This is a genomic window from Staphylococcus sp. FSL W8-1268 (assembly GCF_038003965.1).
GTDB classification, from domain to species: domain Bacteria; phylum Bacillota; class Bacilli; order Staphylococcales; family Staphylococcaceae; genus Staphylococcus; species Staphylococcus hominis.
The window spans coordinates 2,013,060-2,035,531 of record NZ_JBBOQE010000001.1; the positions used below are offsets into that span (position 1 = coordinate 2,013,060).

22 protein-coding genes and 1 pseudogene are annotated in these 22,472 nt (G+C 31.1%); 11 read left to right on the forward strand and 12 right to left on the reverse strand.

What is annotated here, in order from left to right; genetic code table 11:
• Positions 1-290 precede the first annotated feature (290 nt).
• Both NST64_RS10260 and pta read right to left on the reverse strand, forming a co-directional pair.
• Entirely contained in the window at positions 291-1,127 is an 837-nt protein-coding gene (locus tag NST64_RS10260; RefSeq protein ID WP_107632346.1) for a lipoate--protein ligase family protein, read from the reverse strand.
• Positions 1,127-2,116: a phosphate acetyltransferase gene (gene pta, locus NST64_RS10265; RefSeq protein WP_002455696.1), complete on the reverse strand. Its 990-nt coding sequence runs from the start codon at positions 2,114-2,116 to the stop codon at positions 1,127-1,129. The genes NST64_RS10260 and pta overlap by 1 nt, the downstream gene beginning before the upstream one ends.
• Positions 2,117-2,286: 170 nt before the next feature.
• Between pta and hemQ the strand changes: the two genes are divergently transcribed.
• The 3 genes from hemQ (at position 2,287) to NST64_RS10280 (ending at position 4,706) form a co-directional block, all read left to right on the forward strand.
• On the forward strand, positions 2,287-3,036 hold the full coding sequence (gene hemQ / locus NST64_RS10270; RefSeq protein WP_002455697.1) for a hydrogen peroxide-dependent heme synthase: 750 nt from the start codon (positions 2,287-2,289) through the stop codon (positions 3,034-3,036).
• A gap of 437 nt (positions 3,037-3,473) precedes the next feature.
• Positions 3,474-4,241 (forward strand): threonine/serine exporter family protein, encoded by a 768-nt coding sequence (locus tag NST64_RS10275; RefSeq protein ID WP_029376813.1) that lies wholly within the window; start codon positions 3,474-3,476, stop codon positions 4,239-4,241.
• A gap of 12 nt (positions 4,242-4,253) precedes the next feature.
• Positions 4,254-4,706, forward strand: coding sequence for a threonine/serine exporter family protein (locus NST64_RS10280; protein ID WP_002448879.1), 453 nt, complete (start codon positions 4,254-4,256; stop codon positions 4,704-4,706).
• Positions 4,707-4,762: 56 nt separating this feature from the next.
• Here NST64_RS10280 and NST64_RS10285 read toward each other — a convergent pair whose 3' ends face one another.
• The 4 genes from NST64_RS10285 to NST64_RS10300 all read right to left on the reverse strand — a co-directional run bounded on the left by NST64_RS10285 (position 4,763) and on the right by NST64_RS10300 (position 7,715).
• On the reverse strand, positions 4,763-6,232 hold the full coding sequence (locus tag NST64_RS10285) for an APC family permease (protein WP_107632347.1): 1,470 nt from the start codon (positions 6,230-6,232) through the stop codon (positions 4,763-4,765).
• 70 nt (positions 6,233-6,302) lie between these two features.
• Positions 6,303-6,671, reverse strand: coding sequence for a DUF423 domain-containing protein (locus NST64_RS10290; protein ID WP_107632348.1), 369 nt, complete (start codon positions 6,669-6,671; stop codon positions 6,303-6,305).
• A 33-nt stretch (positions 6,672-6,704) separates the two neighbouring features.
• Positions 6,705-7,055 carry a DUF5327 family protein gene (locus NST64_RS10295; protein ID WP_002455701.1) on the reverse strand — a complete coding sequence of 117 codons (351 nt, stop codon included), beginning with the start codon at positions 7,053-7,055 and terminating at the stop codon, positions 6,705-6,707.
• Positions 7,056-7,715 (reverse strand): uracil-DNA glycosylase, encoded by a 660-nt coding sequence (locus NST64_RS10300; RefSeq protein ID WP_065581182.1) that lies wholly within the window; start codon positions 7,713-7,715, stop codon positions 7,056-7,058.
• A 141-nt stretch (positions 7,716-7,856) separates the two neighbouring features.
• Here NST64_RS10300 and thiD point away from each other — a divergent pair, with 141 nt between their 5' ends.
• Together thiD and vraX are read left to right on the forward strand one after the other, a co-directional pair.
• A complete protein-coding gene (gene thiD / locus NST64_RS10305) occupies positions 7,857-8,687 on the forward strand; it encodes a bifunctional hydroxymethylpyrimidine kinase/phosphomethylpyrimidine kinase (protein ID WP_002455702.1) in 831 nt (276 codons plus the stop codon).
• Positions 8,688-9,132: 445 nt separating this feature from the next.
• Positions 9,133-9,321, forward strand: a complete 189-nt coding sequence (gene vraX, locus NST64_RS10310) for a C1q-binding complement inhibitor VraX (protein ID WP_065581181.1) — start codon at positions 9,133-9,135, stop codon at positions 9,319-9,321.
• 438 nt (positions 9,322-9,759) lie between these two features.
• On the opposite strand, the gene NST64_RS10320 is transcribed toward vraX, so the two are convergent.
• From NST64_RS10320 to hxlA, 6 genes are all read right to left on the reverse strand, one after another.
• Complete coding sequence (locus NST64_RS10320; protein ID WP_049334963.1) at positions 9,760-10,023, reverse strand: hypothetical protein; 264 nt, start codon at positions 10,021-10,023, stop codon at positions 9,760-9,762.
• The gene (locus NST64_RS10325) at positions 10,013-10,393 is read right to left on the reverse strand and encodes a hypothetical protein (protein WP_002455705.1); all 381 of its coding nucleotides are present in this window, start codon (positions 10,391-10,393) and stop codon (positions 10,013-10,015) included. Before NST64_RS10325 ends, NST64_RS10320 begins: the two co-directional genes overlap by 11 nt.
• Positions 10,362-11,507: a thiolase family protein gene (locus NST64_RS10330; protein WP_107632472.1), complete on the reverse strand. Its 1,146-nt coding sequence runs from the start codon at positions 11,505-11,507 to the stop codon at positions 10,362-10,364. The genes NST64_RS10325 and NST64_RS10330 overlap by 32 nt, the downstream gene beginning before the upstream one ends.
• Positions 11,507-12,889 (reverse strand): AMP-binding protein, encoded by a 1,383-nt coding sequence (locus NST64_RS10335; protein WP_107632471.1) that lies wholly within the window; start codon positions 12,887-12,889, stop codon positions 11,507-11,509. Before NST64_RS10335 ends, NST64_RS10330 begins: the two co-directional genes overlap by 1 nt.
• 119 nt (positions 12,890-13,008) lie before the next feature.
• Positions 13,009-13,557, reverse strand: coding sequence for a 6-phospho-3-hexuloisomerase (gene hxlB / locus NST64_RS10340; protein WP_049418534.1), 549 nt, complete (start codon positions 13,555-13,557; stop codon positions 13,009-13,011).
• Between the two features lies 1 nt (position 13,558).
• The gene (gene hxlA / locus NST64_RS10345; RefSeq protein WP_002455709.1) at positions 13,559-14,191 is read right to left on the reverse strand and encodes a 3-hexulose-6-phosphate synthase; all 633 of its coding nucleotides are present in this window, start codon (positions 14,189-14,191) and stop codon (positions 13,559-13,561) included.
• A gap of 185 nt (positions 14,192-14,376) precedes the next feature.
• Here hxlA and NST64_RS10350 point away from each other — a divergent pair, with 185 nt between their 5' ends.
• The 6 genes and pseudogenes from NST64_RS10350 (at position 14,377) to NST64_RS10375 (ending at position 22,073) form a co-directional block, all read left to right on the forward strand.
• Positions 14,377-14,739, forward strand: coding sequence for a YojF family protein (locus NST64_RS10350; protein ID WP_193391462.1), 363 nt, complete (start codon positions 14,377-14,379; stop codon positions 14,737-14,739).
• A gap of 13 nt (positions 14,740-14,752) precedes the next feature.
• Entirely contained in the window at positions 14,753-15,418 is a 666-nt protein-coding gene (gene bshB2 / locus NST64_RS10355; protein WP_107632469.1) for a bacillithiol biosynthesis deacetylase BshB2, read from the forward strand.
• A 27-nt stretch (positions 15,419-15,445) separates the two neighbouring features.
• Positions 15,446-16,324, forward strand: coding sequence for a GTP cyclohydrolase FolE2 (gene folE2 / locus NST64_RS10360; RefSeq protein ID WP_049418529.1), 879 nt, complete (start codon positions 15,446-15,448; stop codon positions 16,322-16,324).
• Positions 16,325-16,488: 164 nt separating this feature from the next.
• Complete coding sequence (locus tag NST64_RS10365) at positions 16,489-18,546, forward strand: Mur ligase family protein (RefSeq protein ID WP_002488047.1); 2,058 nt, start codon at positions 16,489-16,491, stop codon at positions 18,544-18,546.
• 18 nt (positions 18,547-18,564) lie between these two features.
• The gene (locus NST64_RS10370) at positions 18,565-20,064 is read left to right on the forward strand and encodes a glycosyltransferase family 4 protein (protein WP_002488034.1); all 1,500 of its coding nucleotides are present in this window, start codon (positions 18,565-18,567) and stop codon (positions 20,062-20,064) included.
• 365 nt (positions 20,065-20,429) lie between these two features.
• Positions 20,430-22,073 (forward strand): annotated as a pseudogene (locus NST64_RS10375) (IS1182 family transposase).
• The last annotated feature ends 399 nt before the right edge of the window (positions 22,074-22,472 follow it).

Below are 22,472 nucleotides of genomic sequence, written 5' to 3' on the forward strand. Positions count from 1 at the left end.
CAAATCTTGGATTTGTGTTAATACATCAATAAATAGTATAAAACTTTGTCAAAAATAGTTCAAAACTTTGAAATATTTATATCCTAAAAAATGTTATAATCAACATAATTATGGTTAAATTATCGTTCTTAAATGAATCCACCTCATCTATATTACTATAAAAAATAATAAGAATGTAGCAATTTTTATATTTTTGAAGGTAAATATATACTTTAATTGTATTATTGCATGTTAAAAAGGGAGTAAGCTAAAATTCACTTAGAATTTTTCTTACTCCCTTTTATCTTATTTTAATTTAAGGAACGATTCATTTTCTCATTACGTTCAATCATTTTATCGAAATATCCTTTATAACGTTGCCACTCATCCTCTGTAATTGGATTCATATTTAGCTGGCCACCTAAGTCTTTAATCGCATAAAGTAATTGGAACATCACATCTTGAACTTTAATGTCCCGATGAAGTAATGTTTCCAAAGATGCCATACATTCTGGTTTAATATCCGGATATTTAAATTTCGTAACTTCACCTTTCAAGGCACGTTGATAAAATTCATGCATCACTTCAGCTCTTTCTTCACCAGAGCCTTCAACACATAAATAAATTTGAACTGCAATACCTCCACGTACACGTCGTTGTGAAATACCAGCAAATTTTTTTCCATCAATACTTAGATCAAATCTTCCAGGACAATATGAATGCTCTATTTCTTTAGTATCTATATCTACATTTTCATTTTCGAACATTTTACAAATAAGTAAATACATCACTGTGAATGCTTCATCAATTGTTGTCTCAGTTTGCCCTTTAAAAATAAGCGAAATATTTAAAACACCTTGGTCTAATACAACCCCAAGACCACCAGAATTTCTAACGATTGCATTATAACCGATCTCGTCAGTTAAGTATTGAATACCGTCTTTTAAAAATGGCAAACGTGAATCATGTATACCTAAAATGACAGTGTGTTGGTGAATCCATGTTCTTACAACGTTACAAGATATATCTTTTCCTACACTTTCTGAAAACGTGTCATCAAACGCAAATGACTGCATTGGCGCTAAACCTGAAGAATGGTCTATATAGCGCCAATGAATGTCATTAAAATACTTACTCGCTAAATCCATTATTGTAATGTTTGAGCAGCAGTAATAATTGATAAGTTATAAACGTCTTCAGTAGAGCAACCACGAGATAAATCATTTACAGGTGAATTAAGACCTTGTAAAACTGGACCAATCGCTTCAAATCCACCTAAACGTTGTGCAATTTTGTAGCCAATATTACCTGCTTCTAAACTTGGGAATACAAATACATTTGCGTCACCTTGAATTTTTGCTCCAGGTGCTTTTTTCTCTGCAACTGCAGGTACAATCGCAGCATCAAATTGAAATTCTCCATCAACCACTACATTATCTAAACCTTCAGATTCCACTTTTTCTTGTGCTAATTTTACAGCGTTAGCGACTTTTTCTACATCATCTGATTTAGCTGAACCTTTAGTTGAGAAACTTAACATAGCAACACGTGGGTCCATACCAAAACTTTTTGCTGATTTTGCACTTTCTACGGCAATTTCTGCTAAATCAGAAGATTCTAATGTTGGATTGATAGCACAATCACCAAATATATATTGTTTATCTTCTTTAATCATAAAGAAGATACCAGATGTTCTAGATACGCCAGGTTTTGTTTTAATAATTTGTAAGGCAGGACGGACAGTATCTCCAGTTGAATGTGCAGCACCACTTACTAATCCCTCAGCATGACCAGCGTATACTAACATTGTTCCAAAATAGTTAACATTGTTTAATAATTCTTGAGCTTGTTCTTCAGTAGCTTTACCTTTACGACGTTCTACGAAAGATTTGACTAATTCAGGTTTCAAATCACTTTTAGAAGGATCGATAATTTGAATATTAGAGATATCTAATCCTTTATCTTGAGCTAAAGTATTTACTTTTTCTTCATTACCTAATACTAAAGGTGTAACATAGTCAGTTGCTTGTAACTTTGTAGCCGCTGTTAATACTCGTTCATCTTCACCTTCCGGTAATACAATTCTAACGTTTTTTCCTGAAAGTTTTTCTTGTAATACATCTAATAAACTAGACATAATGCCCTCCTCAAATTTTTTAAATAATAGTATTTTCACCTTAATTATACTTTATTTCTTTTAATATTTCTATTTCATTAATTTGTAATCTTTTAAGTATGTGTGACAATTCTCTTTATGATAAAATTTAATCTGTATTGATAGAAAATATATTTAAAGGAGCGATAGATATGAGTGAAGCAGCTGAAACATTAGATGGTTGGTATAGCCTTCATTTATTTTACGCTGTCGATTGGGCAACTTTTAGATTGGTGCCAGAAGATGAGCGCGAAGCAATGATTAATGAATTTAAAGTATTTATCGAAAATAAAGCCACTGCCAGAGAAAAACAAGCTGGAGATTATGCTTTATATAATATTACAGGTCAAAAAGCAGATATTTTATTATGGTATTTACGTCCAGAAATGAAAGAATTGAATGAAATTGAAAATGAATTAAATAAATTAAGAATTGCTGATTTCTTCATTCAAACTTATTCATATGTATCTGTGATTGAGTTAGGTAACTATTTAGCTGGTAAATCAGACGAAGATCCTTATGAAAATCCACATATTAAAGCAAGATTATATCCAGAATTGCCTAGAACAGAATATATTTGTTTCTATCCAATGGATAAACGTCGTAATGAAACATATAACTGGTATATGTTACCAATGGAAGATCGTAAAAAACTAATGTATAACCATGGTATGATTGGACGCAAATTCGCTGGTAAAATTAAACAATTTATTACTGGTTCAGTAGGTTTTGATGATTTTGAATGGGGCGTCACATTATTCTCAGATGATGTTCTACAATTCAAGAAAATTGTTTATGAAATGCGTTTTGATGAAACGACTGCTCGCTATGGCGACTTTGGTAGTTTCTATATCGGCCATATTTTAACTACTGATCATTTCGATCAATTTTTTGCAATTTAATATATAAATGGAGCAAAGACTAGCGTTTACTATGCTAGTCTTTGCTCCATTTTTTCAATAAATTAATATATTTATATAAGACAATTAGTTTCCGAGATAAAGTACACTTTTTACAAAGTGTACTTCAAGTAGTATGGTTTAGGAGAACTTCATTACTACTCTGAACATTAACAAATCACAAAAGTGCTATCGCTACCCAGCACAATTTTGATTTGTTAACTATTATTATTTAACCGAATTGTAATGTTCTGAAACATTATTGTTATAAATCAATTGTTTTTAACATTAAATTTTATTTTCATTAAAATATATTTACCTACTATTGAGATATAAATGAATGGTCATCATATTATGATTGTTAAGTTTTATAATGTAAGGTAGTTATTTTCATGTACTTCTACTATAATAATGATTACATCTTAACGAATGGTGATGAAATGGAAAATACAAATAAACAAGAACATATAGATGAAACTTTAATCAAAGACGTCGTCATGATGGCTGGACGTATATTACTTGAATCTGGTGCGGAAGGAACACGTGTAGAAGATACGATGACACGTATTGCCCGAAAACTAGGATATCCTGAAAGCAATAGCTTCGTTACAAATACAGTCATTCAATTTACTTTACATAACGAATCTTACCCCCGAATATTTAGAATTAATTCCCGTGATACTAATCTCATTAAAATTTCACAAGCAAATGAAATATCACGATTAATCACAAAAGGGGATATCTCTTTAGAAGATGCAAAAGAGCGATTAGAAAAAATATATATTGCAAAACGAGATAGTAGCTTAACATTTAAAGGGATTGCTGCTGCCATTATTGCAATTAGTTTCCTATATTTGCAAGGTGGCCAATTTATTGATGTGATTACTGCTCTACTTGCAGGTAGTATTGGGTATCTGGTTGTTGAAATTCTGGATCGCCGATTACACGCACAATTTATTCCAGAATTCGTCGGATCCTTAGTTATTGGTATTATCGCAGTATTCGGTCATTGGTTAGCGCCAAGTGGTGATTTAGCTACTATTATTATTGCTGCAGTCATGCCTATTGTACCTGGAGTACTGATTACGAATGCTATACAAGATTTATTTGGCGGTCATATGATGATGTTTACCACTAAGTCTTTAGAAGCACTTGTCACCGCATTTGGTATTGGTGCCGGTGTAGGTTCGATATTAATATTAGTTTAGGAGTACACATACATGTTTTGGTTATTTAATTTTATATTTAGTTATACAGCTTCTCTCTTTTTCTGTGTCATCTTTGACGCTCCTAGAAAGCTGTATTTATCGTGTGGTTTTGTTGGAGCTTGTGGATGGATGGTATATATTTTATTCTACCAAGGTTTGAATATACATACGATTTATTCAAGTTTCTTCGGTAGCTTTACATTGGGTTTAATCAGTCATTACATGGCTCGTAAAAAACGTGAACCTGCAATCATTTTCATGGTTACTGGTATTATTCCATTAGTTCCTGGTGGACTTGCTTTTGATGCAACTAAAAATCTAGTCTTATTACAATTTGGTAAAGCAATCAACACAATGCTCGAAGTTACACTTATCGCTGGTGCGATTGCATTAGGATTATTATTTGCAGACCAAATTTCAAAAATCATCGTTTCTGGTTTCGCTCGACGACGTAAACGTATATAACAATAAAACGCGAGAGATTGTTGGTAATTCACCCTCATCTCTCGCGTTTACGTATATTATTTTTTATCTTTTATCATTTCTTTAACTTCTCGTTCTGATTGATTTAAAATCAGACGACTTAATTCGTCATTATTCATATTTTTTAATTTAGGGTATCGAACTACAAAGAAAATAAGACCAATCACTAACCAACTACCCAATGCAATATATGAAGGCATTGAAAGTGAAGCCGGCGATCCTGGAACTAATAATAAAAGTAAAAAGATAAATGAAACAATAGAACCTAAAATAGCAAAGGTCTTATAAATAGGACCATACGTGTTACTTTGTTTATTGTAACTAAATAGCTTAGCAGCAGATAAACAAGTAATAAAATAAGCAATCGATACACCTGTTGAAGACATATCAACAATCCATGTCAATGCGGTACGTCCTAACCATGGCGCAATTAAAGTAATAGCTACTAAAAAGATAATGGCTACATAGGGTGTTTTATATTTTGGATGTAATTTACTAAACGCTTTAGGCATGATACCAGCACGTCCCATTGAGAATAGTAATCGACTTGAACTCATTAAGAATCCGTTTAATCCAGTAAAAATCCCCATAATAATAGCAATCGCTAATATTCCTAAGCCAATATAACCAAAAGCAGTTTGTGTTTCAGCGCCTGTTAACCATAAATTTCCATTAAAGTTCGCATTATTCGTACCCAACCATCCTGTGTATAAAATCATAATGACATAAGTTAAAGCTGCCGCTAATAAACTGTATACAATCAATTTAAACGTTTTGTTTGGCGAGAAATTAAACTCTTCTGCTGTTTGTGGAATATTATCAAATCCCACATAAGCCCATGGTGCAATAGATACAATCATAATAATGGAATTAAACCATCCAAGTTCTTTACTTGCTAAAGGTTGTAAGTTGCTTAACGAAAAGTTATTTCCGAAAAATGAACCTACAAACATAAGTACAACAACAATGACCATTGCTACACAAAAATAATATTGGAGTGTACCAGAAACACTTGCACCACGAATTGCAATAAACATAAATACTAGTAATAATACCGTAGCAATAACTATTTCTGTTATGTAAACATCCCATCCAGCAATCGTATATAATCTTCCACTATTCAAAATGTTTGGCAGTAAAAACTTAATTAATAAACTAAATGCTGTCGCATTTAACGCTACTACACAAACATAACCGAATGTTAAGAACCACGATGAAAAGAAACTCACATATCTTCCAAAGCTTAAATAACTAAACGCGAATGCACCGCCTGACACAGGAAAACGTTCGACTAATGCACCATAACTTACAGCAATTAATATCATCAATAAAGCACCAATAACAATACCAATTGCCGAAGCAATCGGACCTGATTGTTTAATCCAATCACCGGGCAGTATGAATGCTCCCCATCCGATACACGAGCCATAAGCAATCGCCCAAACAAATTTTTCAGAGAGGTTTTGCTTTAAATCTCCTCTATCTATCTCTCGATTTTTATCATTCATAAAATAAACTCACCTCGAGTATTTAACATACCCAAAAAGGTGAGTTTACTAACCAAAATATAAAATATGATTATCCAGAAAATTTAAATGTTGCAATAATTAACATTAACCATCCCACAATAAAGAGTACGCCCCCTAATGGTGTAATCGCTCCTAAAATACGAATTTGAGTCAATGCAAGAATATATAATGAGCCACTAAATAGAACAATACCAAAGAACAAAAGCCATCCTGCCCAATTCACATTAATAGAAGTTGTACCACTAATGATGCCAATCATAATTAATCCTAGACCATGATACATTTGATAATTCACTGCTTTTTCCCATACTGACATATATTTATCAGAGAGTTTTCCTTCAAGTCCATGTGCACCAAAAGCACCCGTACCAACAGACATCATCGTACACAATGCACCTAAAATTATAAATACTTTCATCATAATGTTTTAGTTCTCCTAACTTATTTTTAATTAAAAATCAAATATTGATTCACCATTTCCAATTTCATCATCCGTCACCATCATATTAGACGATTTAGTTTGATGCTTCATTGTTTGTGGAACTTTACCACCCATCGCTTCAATTTCTGCAGCAGTAATCGCTGAATGATTTGAAGACTTATTTGAAAACGAAGATTCAGAAGTTACACTATTAGTAAAATCATGTGTTGATTTTTTAGAAGGTCGTTTCGAAACATCGGAATAAAGAGATGTTAAGGTATGAATCGCATACATATGCTTTTCAAACTGCTGTTCATCTTGAGCTTCATCTGCTTGCACTAATTCGTGTTCTATAAGTTGAATTAATTGTTCTTTGTTCAATTAAGATTCCCCACTTTCGCACCATTGTATGGGTGTTTTACCTTTAGATTTTAAATAATCATTTGTACGAGAGTAAGGTTTAGACCCAAAGAAACCTCGATAAGCAGATAATGGACTTGGATGAACAGATTTAATGATATGATGCTTTGCTGTATCAATTAATTTTATCTTTTGCTGCGCAGGTTTTCCCCATAAGATAAAGACAACGTCTTCGCGATAATCTGAAATAGCTTTAATGACTTCATCTGTAAAGATTTCCCATCCAATGTCCTTATGGGAATGCGCTTCACCTTTACGTACAGTTAATACAGTATTTAATAACAGAACACCTTCACGCGCCCAGTCCTGTAGATGTGGAGAAGTTCTATGACAGCCAATATCATCTTCTAATTCTTGATACATATTTCTTAAAGATGGTGGAAATTTAGCATTGGGTTGAACTGAAAATGCTAACCCATGTGCTTGGTTAGGTCCATGATATGGATCTTGACCCAAAATAACAACTTTAATATCTTCAAATGGTGTTAAATCAAAAGCTTGATAAATATTTTCTCTATCTGGATAGACGATTTGTGTCGTATATTCTTTTTCTAAAAAATCATGCATTGCTTTAAAATCATGTTTTGTTGTAATGTCATGAAAAATGTCTGACCATTCCATCGTTTTCACCTCACTTCTATTTTAACATAGGACCCCTCTGAAACGTGATATAAATCGCCTTACTATCTTCATGCTAGAACAATAGTTGAGTTACATGATATGATAAATAAAGATGTAAATAATTGACAGGAGTGATAATACATGGCATTAAAAAAAGTATTAACAATTGCCGGTTCTGATACAAGCGCTGGCGCAGGTATGCAAGCCGACCTTAAAACATTTCAAGAACTAAACACTTACGGTATGGTGGCTTTAACAGCTGTTGTAACAATGGATAAAGAAACTTGGTCCCACGATGTGACACCACTTCCAATGGATGTATTCGAAAAACAATTAGAAACAGTCATTTCAATTGGTCCAGATGCTGTTAAAACAGGTATGCTTGGAACTGAGGAAATCATTAAACGTGCTGGCGAAGCATTTGAACAATCAGGTGCAAAATATTTCGTAGTAGACCCAGTTATGGTATGTAAAGGGGAAGATGAAGTACTTAACCCAGGAAATACAGATGCAATGATTAAATATTTATTACCTAAAGCAACAGTCGTAACACCTAATTTATTTGAAGCTGGTCAATTATCTGGATTAGGTAAATTAACGTCAATTGAAGATATGAAAAAAGCTGCAAAAATCATTTATGATCAAGGTGCTCAACATATTATTATTAAAGGTGGTAAAGCATTAGATCAAGATAAATCTTATGACTTATATTATGATGGTCAAACATATTATCAACTAACAACTGATATGTTCCAACAAAGTTATAACCACGGTGCAGGTTGTACATTTGCAGCAGCTACAACAGCTTACTTGGCAAATGGTAAATCACCTAAAGAAGCTGTTATTAGCGCTAAAGCATTTGTAGCATCAGCAATTAAAAATGGTTGGAAAATGAACGACTTTGTAGGCCCAGTTGATCACGGCGCATACAACCGCGTAGAACACATCGACGTCGACGTCAAAGAAGTTTAAAGAAGTACTGCATTTTTGAAAAAAATGCTAGTACTTCTTATGCAAAAGACACTAGTCTTTTGTAATCCTTAATTAGATTTCATTGTCCTTCCCCGACACCCCAACTCGCGTTGATCGTTGACTTTCATTTTGAAAGTCTCTTTGTTGGGGCCCCAGCATTAGAGTTGAAAGAAGCTAATCAGCGCACTTTCAATTCAATCAGCTACTGTCTGTACTGTGTTTTTAAAAAAATATACGCACTTCTAAAGCTTTTAATCTTGTGTATGATAGTTTGGTCACACTAGGATTAAAAGCTTTTCTTATATTTTCATTATCTTCTAGGTATTTAGTCGTAGTATGCTCTACACAGTCCGTTGCAGTAAAAGTTAGTACCATAGACTCATGTTTTTTATCATAAAATCCATTACTATATTAAGTGTAGAGAGACAAAGGAGGAATTAACAACATGATTATCTACAAGCAAAATATAGAAAACGGTATCCCAATATACGAAATTATTACAAAGACCTTCAAGACGATTACGGTAAAATTCGATGAAACGTTTAGTAAAACTGACCTCTATCAATTGCTCTCTGTACTAGAAAGTGATGTTGATAACATGAAATTAAGTTATTCATCACATTTCAAAAATTAAAAAGTGTTTTTCCTAATTGAAATCGAACACAGATGAATATTTCAAAATCTTTTTTTAAAGTTAAAATGCCCCTAATACTCAAAACTTTAAAAAGTCATTAATGATTCAAAAGCTCACCCTAATAAAATAGCGTTAATGTTAGCCAAAAATGTCCCCTTTTGGAAACTTAGAGAGAAACTTTAAGTTATACTAACATTAACGCTATCGTTTTATTGATGCTGTAATATAGGCATAGACACTAAATTCAAACCACTCCATAGCATTACCAATACCTGTTATGAAACAGTTTTTCTCGCTTTTTAATCACTAACCATGTTCATTTTATCTTTATTAACATTCATGGATATAAGTTCTCCTCTTGTATGTTACATAATTAATAAATGATTAAAAAAAATATATGCTAATAATTAAAATAAAAATAGTTATCATCAAGAAAAATTAAGATTTCCTAACAATAACTATTTTTTCTTCACCATTTAAACCAAAGACGTTTATTTCATTATGACTCACTTTTTTTAAGATAACTTCTTCGTCTATATCTATAATCTTTCTATACTTAACGTTAAATTGTGTCCACTCTATTTGAAAATACGCTAATACACAATCTACTACCAGTTGACCAGGAACAATGGTTGAATGAAGCTCATTTTTATCATTAACAAGGCGAAGGTAATGACTCACTTTATCATGACTAAACCTCATCATTTACCTCCTTTTTTATAAATGTTTGCCTAATAAATATACATTGTCTATTATCTTTATATATTTTTAAATCGTAGATATATTGGATATATGTTTTAAACTTTTTCGTACTTTTATGTGTTAAGTACGCCTCATATTTTAGCCTACATTTTAATGATTCAAATTCTTCACATGTTGTTCGCACAAGAAGAATATTTTCTTGTTGAAACTTTTGGAACAACTTAAACTTTGGCCAAACGTTTGCACACATGAGTGGAGGCACTACGCCTTTATACGTTCTTTCAACTACTTCGCAATACTCTCTTACTTCTTGCTCATTAAAATCTATTTCTATTTTCTCATAAGCCCCATCGTTCGAAGAGTATAGCATTTCCCATTCCTCCTCCAATCCCCATCGTAGCAACTCCCCGCTTCCAATGTGTCATATTTAATAACCTAGTGATTAACGCTACGCCACTTGCGCTATAAGGATGACCAGACGCAATGGCTCCCCCCCACTGATTGACTTGATTAATATTTAATTTTAACTCTTGAATTGAAGCTAAAACTTGTGAACTAAATGCCTCATTAAGTTCTATTGTATCAATGTCACTTATTTTTAAATTTTGTTTTTTAAGTAATTTTGTTACGGCAGGTACTGGTCCAATACCTAGTCGTTTCGGATTGACGCCTATTGTCACAGCATCTGTAAACATCATCCCCTCTGATATGCCGTATTGTAATGCCGTTTCTTGATTCATAACGAGTGCAAGCGCAGCGCCGTCATTTTTCATACAACTATTTCCAACCGTTACTGTTCCGTTAGCAAGTAAAGGACGTAATCGATTTAATCGTTGTTCAGTAAGTGTTGGCTTAATACTTTCATCTTTATCAAATAGATGACCTTTGATGTTTAAAGATACCATTTCATTACTTATACTTCCATTCTCATAATATTGATGCGTGAGATGATGACTACGTATCGCAAAAGCATCTTGTTGTTGACGCGTAATATGATAATATTGCGCAACATTTTCAGCAGCTTCTATCATACTTGGATCTTGACCTTTTGGTGCAAAAGAGGCACGCTCATAAAATTCTGGTAATTGTGTATCATATACTGATTGAGGCCGTTTAATCTTCCAAGGAGCACGACTCGTGCTTTCTACTCCTCCAGCTATATAAATATGACCTGCACCCGCTTGAACCATTCGACATGCATATATAATACTTTCTAACCCTGACCCACATTGACGGTCCATTGTAACACCTGGAATACTCTCAGCTAGACCTGCTTCTAATAAGGCTTTACGAGCAATATTTCCACCATTACCTACGATATTTCCAATCACTACATCATCTACATTAGGTATTATTTTAGGAAAAGTTGAATTCATTTCTTCAAATAAGGGCATGAGTAATGTTTCGGGTTCTAAATGTTTCAATTTCCCACCATATTTGCCAAAAGGTGTACGCTTCGCCCATATAATGACCGGTTGGTTCATCATTTAAAGTCTCCTTTTACATAGACAGTACGCATTTTATTTCGAGCAACTTTGCCACTTTGGGTATATTGCATCCTGTCTACTTTTATAAATTTGGAAGGTACATCATATCGTGATAGAACTTTCATAATATGTTGCCTCACAGTTTGGTACTCAAGTTCTATCGATCCTGTATATAGTAAAACTGCTATTTCACCAAAACGTGGATGCGGTTCTCCTATAACAATTGCTTCTTCTACGCCATCCATATTTTTTATCATTTGTTCAATAATTTGAGGATAAACATTTTTACCTCCAATAATTAATCGTTCATTTTGACGACTCACTAAATATAATTGATTATCTTTAATATAAGCGTAATCACCTGTTTTAATCCATGTTTCAGGCAATACGACAGATTGATTTACATACCCAGAGAATATCATATTACTTTTTACATTTAATAACCCTATATGATTCTTGTCTTTTTCCTCTAAACCAATCGTTACATTTTGAAATATGTATCCCACTGAATCAATAGAAGCTTTACGGTTAATGTTATAACTAATAAAACTTGCTTCTGACGTTCCAAAAAATTCAATAATATTAGCATGCTGAAATGTTTCGGTTATACGCTTAAACAACGAAGAAGAGAGTTTCGCCCCACTACTTAAAATAGTCGTTAAATGTAGGTGATCGTGATTTATTTTTGTTATTGTATGTAGCATTGTTGGAACGAGAAATAATGCACAATTTGTAGTTTGTTGTTTCATTTTGCTAACGAGCTTAGTCGCATTAAAACGGGTTTGTCCAATAAATGTTCTCCCCGTATATAACGCATAAATACAAGTGTATAAAGACAATGAATGTGCAAGTGGTCCCGGTGCTACAAGTATGTTTTCTTTATGACGAAGTAGCTTTTCATTTTCTTTATATGACGCAAGCCAAGATGGTTCATTTCGATAATATGCTTTAGGTAACCCTGTTGTCCCAGATGTAAAACCAATATGTAACAATTGATGGACTTGTGACTGCTCATTTAAATATGTAGGATATGTTTCAGAAGACGTTGTCTTTATCAGTCTATGCTGTTCATCAACAAGATAGTCAATATGATACGTTTCAATCAGTTGATGAATTGTTACTTCAGACCATTGATCATCTAGAAAACATGGAATACTTCCTTGTTCTAATATTGCAAAATAATTCAACATATTATGTAAAGGACTTTTACTTAACAATCCTACTCGGGACCCTTTCGGTAAATGCATGAAGACTGATTTTAATTGCTGTATTTCTGTATAAAGTTGTTGATATGTCAATACATCTTCTTCGAACGATAGTGCAATCATATCTGGTTGTTCTATTGAATAGTGATTTAATTTATTTAGTATTTCTAACATATAACCCTCTCCAAATGTTAACTGGATTAATTATTATATTAACATTATATGAAAAATAACACATAAAAAAATCACTCAAATATATTCATCTGAACGATAATATATTTGAGTGATGGTTTTTATTCTAAATTAGCATGATTGTCTTGCATTGCTTCTTCATTAATATTAAAGGCATCCATTAATCCAATCACGACACTATCTAAAAAGATAAGTGAAGATTGTTCAAATAGACTACCTAACGGCTGTTCAGAGCCTTCTGCTTCATGTTTCGTTCCTGCAGGTAAAGTAATCACTGTATCAGCGACATCGCCAATTTTAGATTCTTTTTTAGTTGTTATTAAAGCAATTTGAGCACCAACTGAATGTGCCTTTTCAGCTAATAATCTTAGGTGCTCTGTTGATCCAGAACCGGAAATAATAATTAATAAATCATGCTCTTTAATAGATGGCGTTGTTGCTTCACCTATTGCAGATGCATCTTTTCCTAGTTGATTCAAACGCATTGCAAAGCTATTAGCAACATATCCAGAGCGACCTTTACCAGCTGTAAAGATACGAGATGCGCCAACCACTTCATTTGCAAAACGTCCATAATCATTATCCTCTAGATGAGATAACGTGTTATCTATTTCTTCAAGAATTAAATGATAATTGTTAAAAGTTGGCATTTTATTTACCTTCAATCGCTTCACGACATTGTTTAGCTGCTTCTACAGGATCATCTGCGTTAGCAATACCGCCACCAACAATAACTAAGTCAGGTTCTTCTGCTACAATTTCTTTAATTGTTTCAGGTTTAATACCGCCAGCTACGGCTACTTTAGAATTTTTAATGACTGATTTAACTGTACGTAAGCTTTCTAATGGAGATTGTCCTTCAGCTTGTAAATCATAACCAGTATGAACAGCGATATAATCAGCGCCCATTTCATCTAATTCTTTCGCACGTTTTTCTAAATCTTGTACAGCAATCATATCAACTAACAATTGTTTACCATGTTTGTGTGCTTCTTCAACAGCACCTTTAATTGAAGCATCTTCTGCAACACCTAAGATAGTCACAACATCTGCACCAAATTTAATAGCTTGGCTTACTTCATAGTCTGCTGCATCCATAATTTTTAAATCAGCTAACACTTTAGCATTATTAATATTTTCGTTTAAATGTTGAACAGCTGGTAATCCTTCATTAATAACGATAGGTGTACCAATTTCTACGATATCCACATATTCTTCAACTTTTTTAGCTAATTTTGCTGCTTCTTCTTTATTTAATAAATCGATTGCTAATTGTAATTCCATTACAAACATCCTTTCATATCATAGTCGTAGTAGTATACATACCCATGTTAAATATTTTTAAACCTTTAAATCACTTCAAATTATTTTCTTTCATTTATAAATAAATTGAGCATAGGTGTACAATTCGGTAGTTCTTTTTAGTAAAATAGATAGATACACACATTGTATGGTTGTAAGGAGTGAACGTGTTGGAACCCATTAAAGCTGAAGAAGTACAACGATTGTTAACTACATTTGAAAACAAACCTGTCTATTTGCATGTTGAAACGACGAATGGTGCATATGCTAATCATTTTGATCAACGTGTGTTTAATGCAGGTACGTTTTTACGAAATATACAAGTCACATATGAACATGCGCAACTAAAGGGCGGAGATAAAGATCCATTTCGTGTTGGGTTGAAACTTCGTGATGGAGGTTGGGTATATGTGCAAGGCCTGACGCACTATGAAATCAATGGTAATAATGAATTTTTAATAGCTGGATTTAATTACGAAGGACAGTTGGCTGCAACGATTGAAATCAGTGAACAGCCATTCACAGTATAGAGGAGGAAGATTCATGAAAGATGAAAGACATGTACTAATGATATTTCCACATCCCGATGATGAAACCTTCTCATCTGCTGGGACGATCGCAAGTTATATTGAAAACGGGGTGCCTGTCACTTATGCCTGTCTCACATTAGGACAAATGGGACGTAATTTAGGCAATCCCCCTTTTGCGACAAGAGAGTCACTACCTTATATTCGCGAAAAAGAATTAGAAGATGCTATGAAAGTGATTGGTATTACTGATTTACGTAAAATGGGTTTAAGAGATAAAACAGTAGAATTTGAGCCACATGAGCAAATGGATGATATGGTAAAAACATTGATTGAGGAGACAAATCCATCAGTGATTATTTCATTTTATCCAAAATTTGCTGTACATCCAGACCATGAAGCAACAGCTGAAGCTGTCGTAAGAACAGTAGGACGTATGCCTAAAGAAGAGCGTCCAAGACTTCAACTCGTAGCATTCAGTAATGATGCACCGGAGATTTTAGGTGAACCTGATATATTAAATAACATTAGTCAATATAAAGAGATTAAATTAAAAGCGTTTGAAGCTCATAAATCTCAAACAGGTCCTTTCTTAAAACAATTAGCAAGCCCTGAAGTTGGTGGAGAAACACAAAGTTTTCTAGAAGTCGAACCTTATTGGACGTATCATTTCGATAATTAAAATCATTAGAGGAGGTACAATAAACGAATGACTGAATTTGATTTATCTACTCGAGAAGGTCGCTGGAAACATTTTGGTTCAGTAGACCCTATCAAAGGTACAAAACCTACAACTAAAAATGAAATGATTGATTTACAAAGTACACATAAAAACTTCTTATTTGAAATTGAAGAAGTGGGTATTAAAAATTTAGTATATCCTGTTAAAATTGATCAATTTCAAACAGCAGGTACATTTAGTTTCTCAACAAGTTTAAATAAAGATGAAAAAGGTATTAACATGAGTCGTATCTTAGAAAGTGTTGAGAAACATTATAATAATGGTTTAGAACTGGATTTCGATACACTATATCAAGTATTACGTACATTACAAGACAATATGAAACAGAATGCTGCGGGAGTAGACGTTTCAGGTAAATGGTTCTTTGATCGTTATAGTCCTGTAACTCATATCAAAGCAGTGGGTCATGCTGATGTTACTTACGGTTTAGCAATTCATAAAGATCAAGTAACGCGTAAAGAACTTACCATCACGGCTACTGTAACGACACTTTGTCCTTGCTCTAAAGAAATTAGCGAATACTCTGCTCATAATCAACGGGGTGTTGTAACAGTAAAAGTGTATTTAGATAAACATTCTGAAATGATAGATGATTACAAAGAAAAGATTTTAGATGCAATGGAAGCAAATGCAAGCTCTATTCTTTATCCAATTTTAAAACGTCCTGATGAAAAACGCGTAACAGAACGTGCATATGAAAATCCACGTTTCGTTGAAGATTTAATTCGTTTAATTGCCGCAGATTTAGTAGATTTTGACTGGATTGATGGCTTTGACATTGAATGTCGAAACGAAGAATCCATTCACCAACATGATGCTTTCGCAAGACTAAAATATAGAAAATAACATTAGAATTTATAAATGAAAACAAGTTACAATCGAGGAAGATTGTAACTTGTTTTTTACATTGCGTTAAATATATCAAGCTCTTTAATATTATGTTGTGCTATAATATATATGTAAATTACAATTGAATGCAAAATATTAATAAATAAAGGAGTAAATAGCATATGCCACTTACAATTAAAGAATTACACGATATATTAGGGGGGGAATTATATGATGCAAAGAATAAAGAAAATAATATAATAAATAACTTTGAAAACTGGTTTCCTTTTATACATAATAAAAACACAGCATATATCTCTCCAAACAAAAAAACTTGGCGCCGTTTTGGAAGATCGCCAAATGCTAAAGAAGGAAATGAATATATTAGGAAAGATAAAGAAGATCTTGGACTAATAATAACCGAGCATTACGTTTCTAATATGTCTTATAAAATTCCACAACTTGTTGTAAAAGATTCTGCACAAACCTTAAGTAACTTAGCTGAAAAAATGAGAATACAATATAAAAATCCAGTAATAGCAATCACTGGATCAATGGGTAAAAGTTCTACAAGAATGCTTATTAGCGCTGGTTTAAAAGATTATATGCCATTACAGAATAGATATAATAATAATATTCGTTCAGCAGTATATTTATTACTATGTAAATTAATTAGACAACCAAATTTTGCTGTTTTAGAAGTCTCATTAAATGCATTAAATGCTGTAGGAAACTCTTCTTATTTAATCAAACCGAATATTGCTATTGTTACAGGTATAGGCGCTGCTCATATGTCTACTTTTAAAGATATTTTAAATATAGTAGAAGTTAAAGCAAGTATTTTTGATGGATTAGATTCTAATGGTATTGCAATAATAAACAAAGATACTTTACATTCTGATATTTTAATTAATCGTGCTAAAGAAAACACTAAAAATGTTATAACATATAGCACTTCAGATTCAAATGCAACTATATATCCAAAATCTATTGAATATAATAAAGGATTCACTGATATAACTGTCGAATTTGAGGGGAATGAATATACTTATCGAATTAATTCAATAAGTAATGGAATGGTTGAAAATTCTCTAGCTAGTTTTGCTGCTTTAACTCAATTGAATATACCTTTACAAAAAGCTTTAGATAACTTAATTACATTTAAACCATTTGAAAAAGTTTTAAATTTAAAAGAAATAAAAACTTCAAAGTTTCGTGTTAACTTAATTGATGACACACATAATGCTTCATTACCAGCTATGATAAATGCAATAAAAGCTTTTGACACTCAAACCAAGTTTTTTAAAGGGAATAAAATTATTGCAATTGGAAAAATTAGTGATTTAGGTAAACATTCTAGAAAATTACATTTACAGCTTGTTAATGTACTTGAAAATAGTAATGCTGATTATATTTTATGTATGGATGACGATCTAAAAGGAGTAGTAACTAGAGTTAAAAACAAACATATAACTTGGTATTCTAATAGATTTTTGATGGAACAAGATTTATTATATCTATGTAATAATGATTCAATAACATTATTAAAATCTTCTGCAGGAGGAACTGAGTTCCCTAAGCTTGCTAAAGATTTATCCAATAACTTACTTACTTATCAAAAAGATAACTCTAACAGCTCATTGTTTGATGGCCAATCTATAAATGGTCGTAGTTATATTATTGTTAATAATAATGACTATAAAATTATTGAACAATATAATTCTGAGAATTCTTCTACTATTGAAGGTTTAGGCCCAATTTTTAATTACTTAAAAGGTATAGATGATAATATAAAAAATGAAACAGTTACTATAGGGAATTGGGCAACTAATAATAATATATATTATGAGGGAAAAGAAACAAGCACTTATAATTTGATGAAAGATATGTTGAATTCACCTATGTATTCTCCAACTTATGAATTATCTAAGTATTTATTCAAAAATGGGCTACATAGAGATGAATATATAAACTCTATAATAAAAAAACTAGATTTATCTAATTCTGTTGCTATCAATTTAACTGGTAGACACACAATAAAAGAACGTCAAAGTTTTACAGTTAATGATTTATATTCAATTCTTAAATCATATAAAGACAATTTATTTAAATTCTCTAACAAAATTATTATAGGAAGAAAATATAAAAGTGGCATAATAAAAGGAGATAAACAATCGATTATATTTACTTCTTATCCTTCAGTTAAAACGATTGAGACACTTTTTCACTCTAAATATTAAGAATAAAGGAGACCAATAGTGATATATTCAGTAGGAAATAATTTAGGTCGTAAATTAACTGGTATAGAAAAAGCAATGATTAATAGATTAAATCTATTTAAAAAAAATTCAATTTCAAATAAATTGATATTTGTTTCATGGTCACCAAGGCTTTATTTACACGCTCAACTATTAAAAATCAATCAAAATGATGTTTTTAGTTTATACGATGTACTTCAAGACAGTTTAAATGTTAAAGAAAAATATTTTAATTGGATAAACTATTGGGAAAATGATTGTAACTATACTCTTAAATACGTTGTAGATACCAATGATATCAAAATTTATAAAAATGGATTGTATAAAATGTACGTTCATTTCGTAGATTCAAATTATAATATTTTAGATTATATTAATTATTTTGATATAAAACAACGTAAAATTCGTAGAGATTTATATGATACTAGAGGTTTTTTAAGTTGTACTAAAGTTCTAACAACTAATCAGAAAGTTGTTATGGAACAATATTATTCACCTAGTAAGAATGTTAAATTTGAAAAATATTATAATCCAGAAGATAAAATTCCTAAAGTACAATCTATAATATACTATGCATCTGATGGAATTAAATTTTTTGAAGATAATAATTCATTATTATCATTTGCGATAGAAACATTATACGAATCTGGAGACTTATTTTTAAGTGATAAAAACATTAAAACCTCTCCTATTTTTAATAAATGTAACATTAAAATACCAGTTGTAGCAATATTGCATAGTACTCATGTTAAAAACATTAACAACGTTTATGATTCAGAAATTAAAAACACGTATAAACCTTTATTTAATAATTTAACAAGATATTCTGGAATAATAGTGTCAACTCAACAACAAAAAATCGATGTATCTATTAGAATAAATAATGTTATTCCTGTTTATACTATTCCAGTAGGTTATACTGAAAATAGTTCTTTTAATAATGAAAACAAAAATTTAACAGATTCAAATAAAATTATTTCTATAGCTCGATATTCTCCAGAAAAACAATTAGAACATCAAATTGAACTTATCTCTAAACTAGTAAAAGATTTTCCTAGTATTCAATTACATCTATATGGTTTTGGTAATGAACAGAAAAAATATGAAACTTTAATTAAGAATTTAAATTTAGAAAATAATGTTTTTTTACGTGGCTTTATTCAGGATTTAGATCAAGAAATAGAAACTGCATATTTGTCTTTAATAACTAGTAAAATGGAAGGATTCAATCTAGGTCTATTAGAAACAATAGCTAAAGGTATTCCTCCTATTGGCTATGATTCAAAGTATGGCCCTTCAGATCTAATTATAAATAAAGAAAATGGTTTCTTAATTAGTAAAAATGATAAAGAAAAATTATATCATTGTGTAAAAGAACTACTATATAACGTTAATTTGAGAAATGAATTTTCTAAGGCTTGTAAAAAACATGCTAACAATTTTAATGAAAATAAAGTTATTGATAAATGGCAACTTTTTTTAAAATCTATTTTAGGTTAATTACAACTATAAATAGTTAAACTAATACTTCTTTTAGATTAGTCATTATATATATAAATTAATTGACTGAGTTATTCCATGAAGTTAATATGGTTAAATAAACAATTAAATAACTAAAAGAAGAGGCTAGGACATAATTCCTAGCAAAATAGCCAGTAAATGATTTTTTATAAATTCATTTACTGGCTTCTTTATTTACAATACTTCGTATTGTTGGCTCGCTTTCTTAGGAGACAGCTTCAGCCTGTAGTCTTCAGCTTGTCCTATTCCCTTAAGAGTCTCGCCAAAATACTTTTTTAAAAAAAGGCCCTTTCGTATAATTTAATAAACACTAATAAACTAAATTAACGAGGTGCCTTTGCCTTATGTATAAAGATTATAATATAACTCAACTTACTCTACCAATGGCCCCACAAATAATATTTCACGACATGTCAATGATATTGTAGAAACAATTCCTAAGACTGAATTCGATGAATTCAGACATCATCGTGGCGCAACATCATACTATCCAAAAATGATGTTAAAAGTCATTCTATATGCCTACACACAATCTGTGTTTTAAGGACGTAAGATAGAAAAATTACTTAATGATAGCATCCCAATGATGTGACTATCACAAAATCAAAAGCCTTCTTATAAAACGATTAATCGATTTAGAGTCAATCCAAAAGTAGATGCTTTATTAGAATCATTATTTATTCAATTTCATAGTCAGTGTTTGAAACAACATCTTATAGATGATCAGGGCATTTTTATTAATGGTACGAAAGTTGAGGTGAATGCCAATCGATATACATTTGTATGGAAAAAGAGTATTCAAAACCATGAGTCAAGGATAAATGAAGATTTTAAAGCACTCTATCATGAATTGGTAACAAATAAAATCATACCTGAGATTAAAAAAGATCATGATAATAACTTAACAAAAGAAGAAATAGATTTGATTGGTAGTCATTTGGATAAAGAAATCGAAGATTTAAACCAACATATCGATAATGAAAAATGGACTGAAATAAGAAAACAAATACGGCTCAAAAGAACTAAAATTAAAAAATACAAAAAGCAAATTAATGATTACTCTGAGCGAAAGTATAAATACGAAGTCCAAAAATCTATTTTAAAGGATAGAAATAGTTATTCTAAAACAGATCATGATGCCACCTTTATGAGAATGAAAGAAGATCATATGAAAAATGGACAACTCAAGCCAGGTTATAATTTACAAATAGCGACAAATTCTCAATTCGTTTTATCTTATAATGTGTATCAAAATCCGACTGATACAAGAACAATGATACCATTTTTAAATTCAATTCAAGAGACCTACGGTCATTTACCTAAATATATTGTATCTGACGCAGGTTATGATAGAGAACCCAATTATAGATGATTTTAATCGAACACCGCTTATAACTTATGGTATGTTTATAAAAGATAAAACTAAAAAATATAAAAGTGACATCTTTAATACTCAAAATTGGGATTATGACGAAATTAACGATGAATACATTTGTCCAAACAATAAACGATTAGGTTTTAAAAGATATGCCTATCGTCATGATAAATATGGTTTTAAACGGGACTTTAAATTATATGAATGTGATGATTGTTCAGAATGTCCTTTGAAACACCAGTGCATGAAATTCAATTCAAAAACAAATAAAAAAATAATGAAAAATTATAATTGGGAATATTTTAAAGCCCAAATTAATAAAAAGCTTTCAGAACCAAAAACAAAAACCATCTATAGTCAAAGAAAAATTGACGTGGAGCCTGTTTTTGGATTTATGAAGGCTATTTTGGGTTTCACTCGAATGTCCGTTCGAGGGATAAATAAAGCCAAAAGAGAACTAGGATTTGTATTAATGGCACTTAATATAAGAAAAGTAGCAGCTCAACGAGCTGAAAATAATCAAAAAAATTATAAAAAAGACAATTTCTATATTATTTCAATAGAAATTGTCTTTTATCACTTATCCAGAAACTTTATGCCCAGGATCCTTTAATGTAATTCTATTTTTTTAAAAACTAAAATATACTTAAAAAATACATTAATTAAATAAAACGATTTATCACTAAGAGAAATAAATATAAAATTTAGAAATTATAAAATAATAAAATTAAAAAATGTTCATCAAAAATTTATGTAATTTTACTTAGCACTATAAAACTAAACATCTAAAAATTAAAAATCTTTAAATAAATGAAAAAATAGAAATAAGCCATAGTTATTAATTTGATTTATAAGATTCTAGAATTTTAAACATTCTTTTCTAATATATTATATATGATAACCAATTATTTTAAATAATAATTTTAAAACAATACTCAAAAATTCGAATTATTATTTAAAAATACATCTTGTACTAATAATTATCACAAGATGTATTTTTTTCATCTACTTA

Excerpts from the sequence above, each read along its gene's own strand:
- NST64_RS10260 (WP_107632346.1), bottom strand. The coding sequence starts at position 1,127 with ATGGATTTAGCGAGTAAGTATTTTAATGACATTCATTGGCGCTATATA.
- pta (WP_002455696.1), bottom strand. The coding sequence starts at position 2,116 with ATGTCTAGTTTATTAGATGTATTACAAGAAAAACTTTCAGGAAAAAAC.
- hemQ (WP_002455697.1), top strand. The coding sequence starts at position 2,287 with ATGAGTGAAGCAGCTGAAACATTAGATGGTTGGTATAGCCTTCATTTA.
- NST64_RS10275 (WP_029376813.1), top strand. The coding sequence starts at position 3,474 with ATGGAAAATACAAATAAACAAGAACATATAGATGAAACTTTAATCAAA.
- NST64_RS10280 (WP_002448879.1), top strand. The coding sequence starts at position 4,254 with ATGTTTTGGTTATTTAATTTTATATTTAGTTATACAGCTTCTCTCTTT.
- NST64_RS10285 (WP_107632347.1), bottom strand. The coding sequence starts at position 6,232 with ATGAATGATAAAAATCGAGAGATAGATAGAGGAGATTTAAAGCAAAAC.
- NST64_RS10290 (WP_107632348.1), bottom strand. The coding sequence starts at position 6,671 with ATGAAAGTATTTATAATTTTAGGTGCATTGTGTACGATGATGTCTGTT.
- NST64_RS10300 (WP_065581182.1), bottom strand. The coding sequence starts at position 7,715 with ATGGAATGGTCAGACATTTTTCATGACATTACAACAAAACATGATTTT.
- thiD (WP_002455702.1), top strand. The coding sequence starts at position 7,857 with ATGGCATTAAAAAAAGTATTAACAATTGCCGGTTCTGATACAAGCGCT.
- vraX (WP_065581181.1), top strand. The coding sequence starts at position 9,133 with ATGATTATCTACAAGCAAAATATAGAAAACGGTATCCCAATATACGAA.
- NST64_RS10320 (WP_049334963.1), bottom strand. The coding sequence starts at position 10,023 with ATGAGGTTTAGTCATGATAAAGTGAGTCATTACCTTCGCCTTGTTAAT.
- NST64_RS10325 (WP_002455705.1), bottom strand. The coding sequence starts at position 10,393 with ATGCTATACTCTTCGAACGATGGGGCTTATGAGAAAATAGAAATAGAT.
- NST64_RS10330 (WP_107632472.1), bottom strand. The coding sequence starts at position 11,507 with ATGAACCAACCGGTCATTATATGGGCGAAGCGTACACCTTTTGGCAAA.
- NST64_RS10335 (WP_107632471.1), bottom strand. The coding sequence starts at position 12,889 with ATGTTAGAAATACTAAATAAATTAAATCACTATTCAATAGAACAACCA.
- hxlB (WP_049418534.1), bottom strand. The coding sequence starts at position 13,557 with ATGCCAACTTTTAACAATTATCATTTAATTCTTGAAGAAATAGATAAC.
- hxlA (WP_002455709.1), bottom strand. The coding sequence starts at position 14,191 with ATGGAATTACAATTAGCAATCGATTTATTAAATAAAGAAGAAGCAGCA.
- bshB2 (WP_107632469.1), top strand. The coding sequence starts at position 14,753 with ATGAAAGATGAAAGACATGTACTAATGATATTTCCACATCCCGATGAT.
- folE2 (WP_049418529.1), top strand. The coding sequence starts at position 15,446 with ATGACTGAATTTGATTTATCTACTCGAGAAGGTCGCTGGAAACATTTT.
- NST64_RS10365 (WP_002488047.1), top strand. The coding sequence starts at position 16,489 with ATGCCACTTACAATTAAAGAATTACACGATATATTAGGGGGGGAATTA.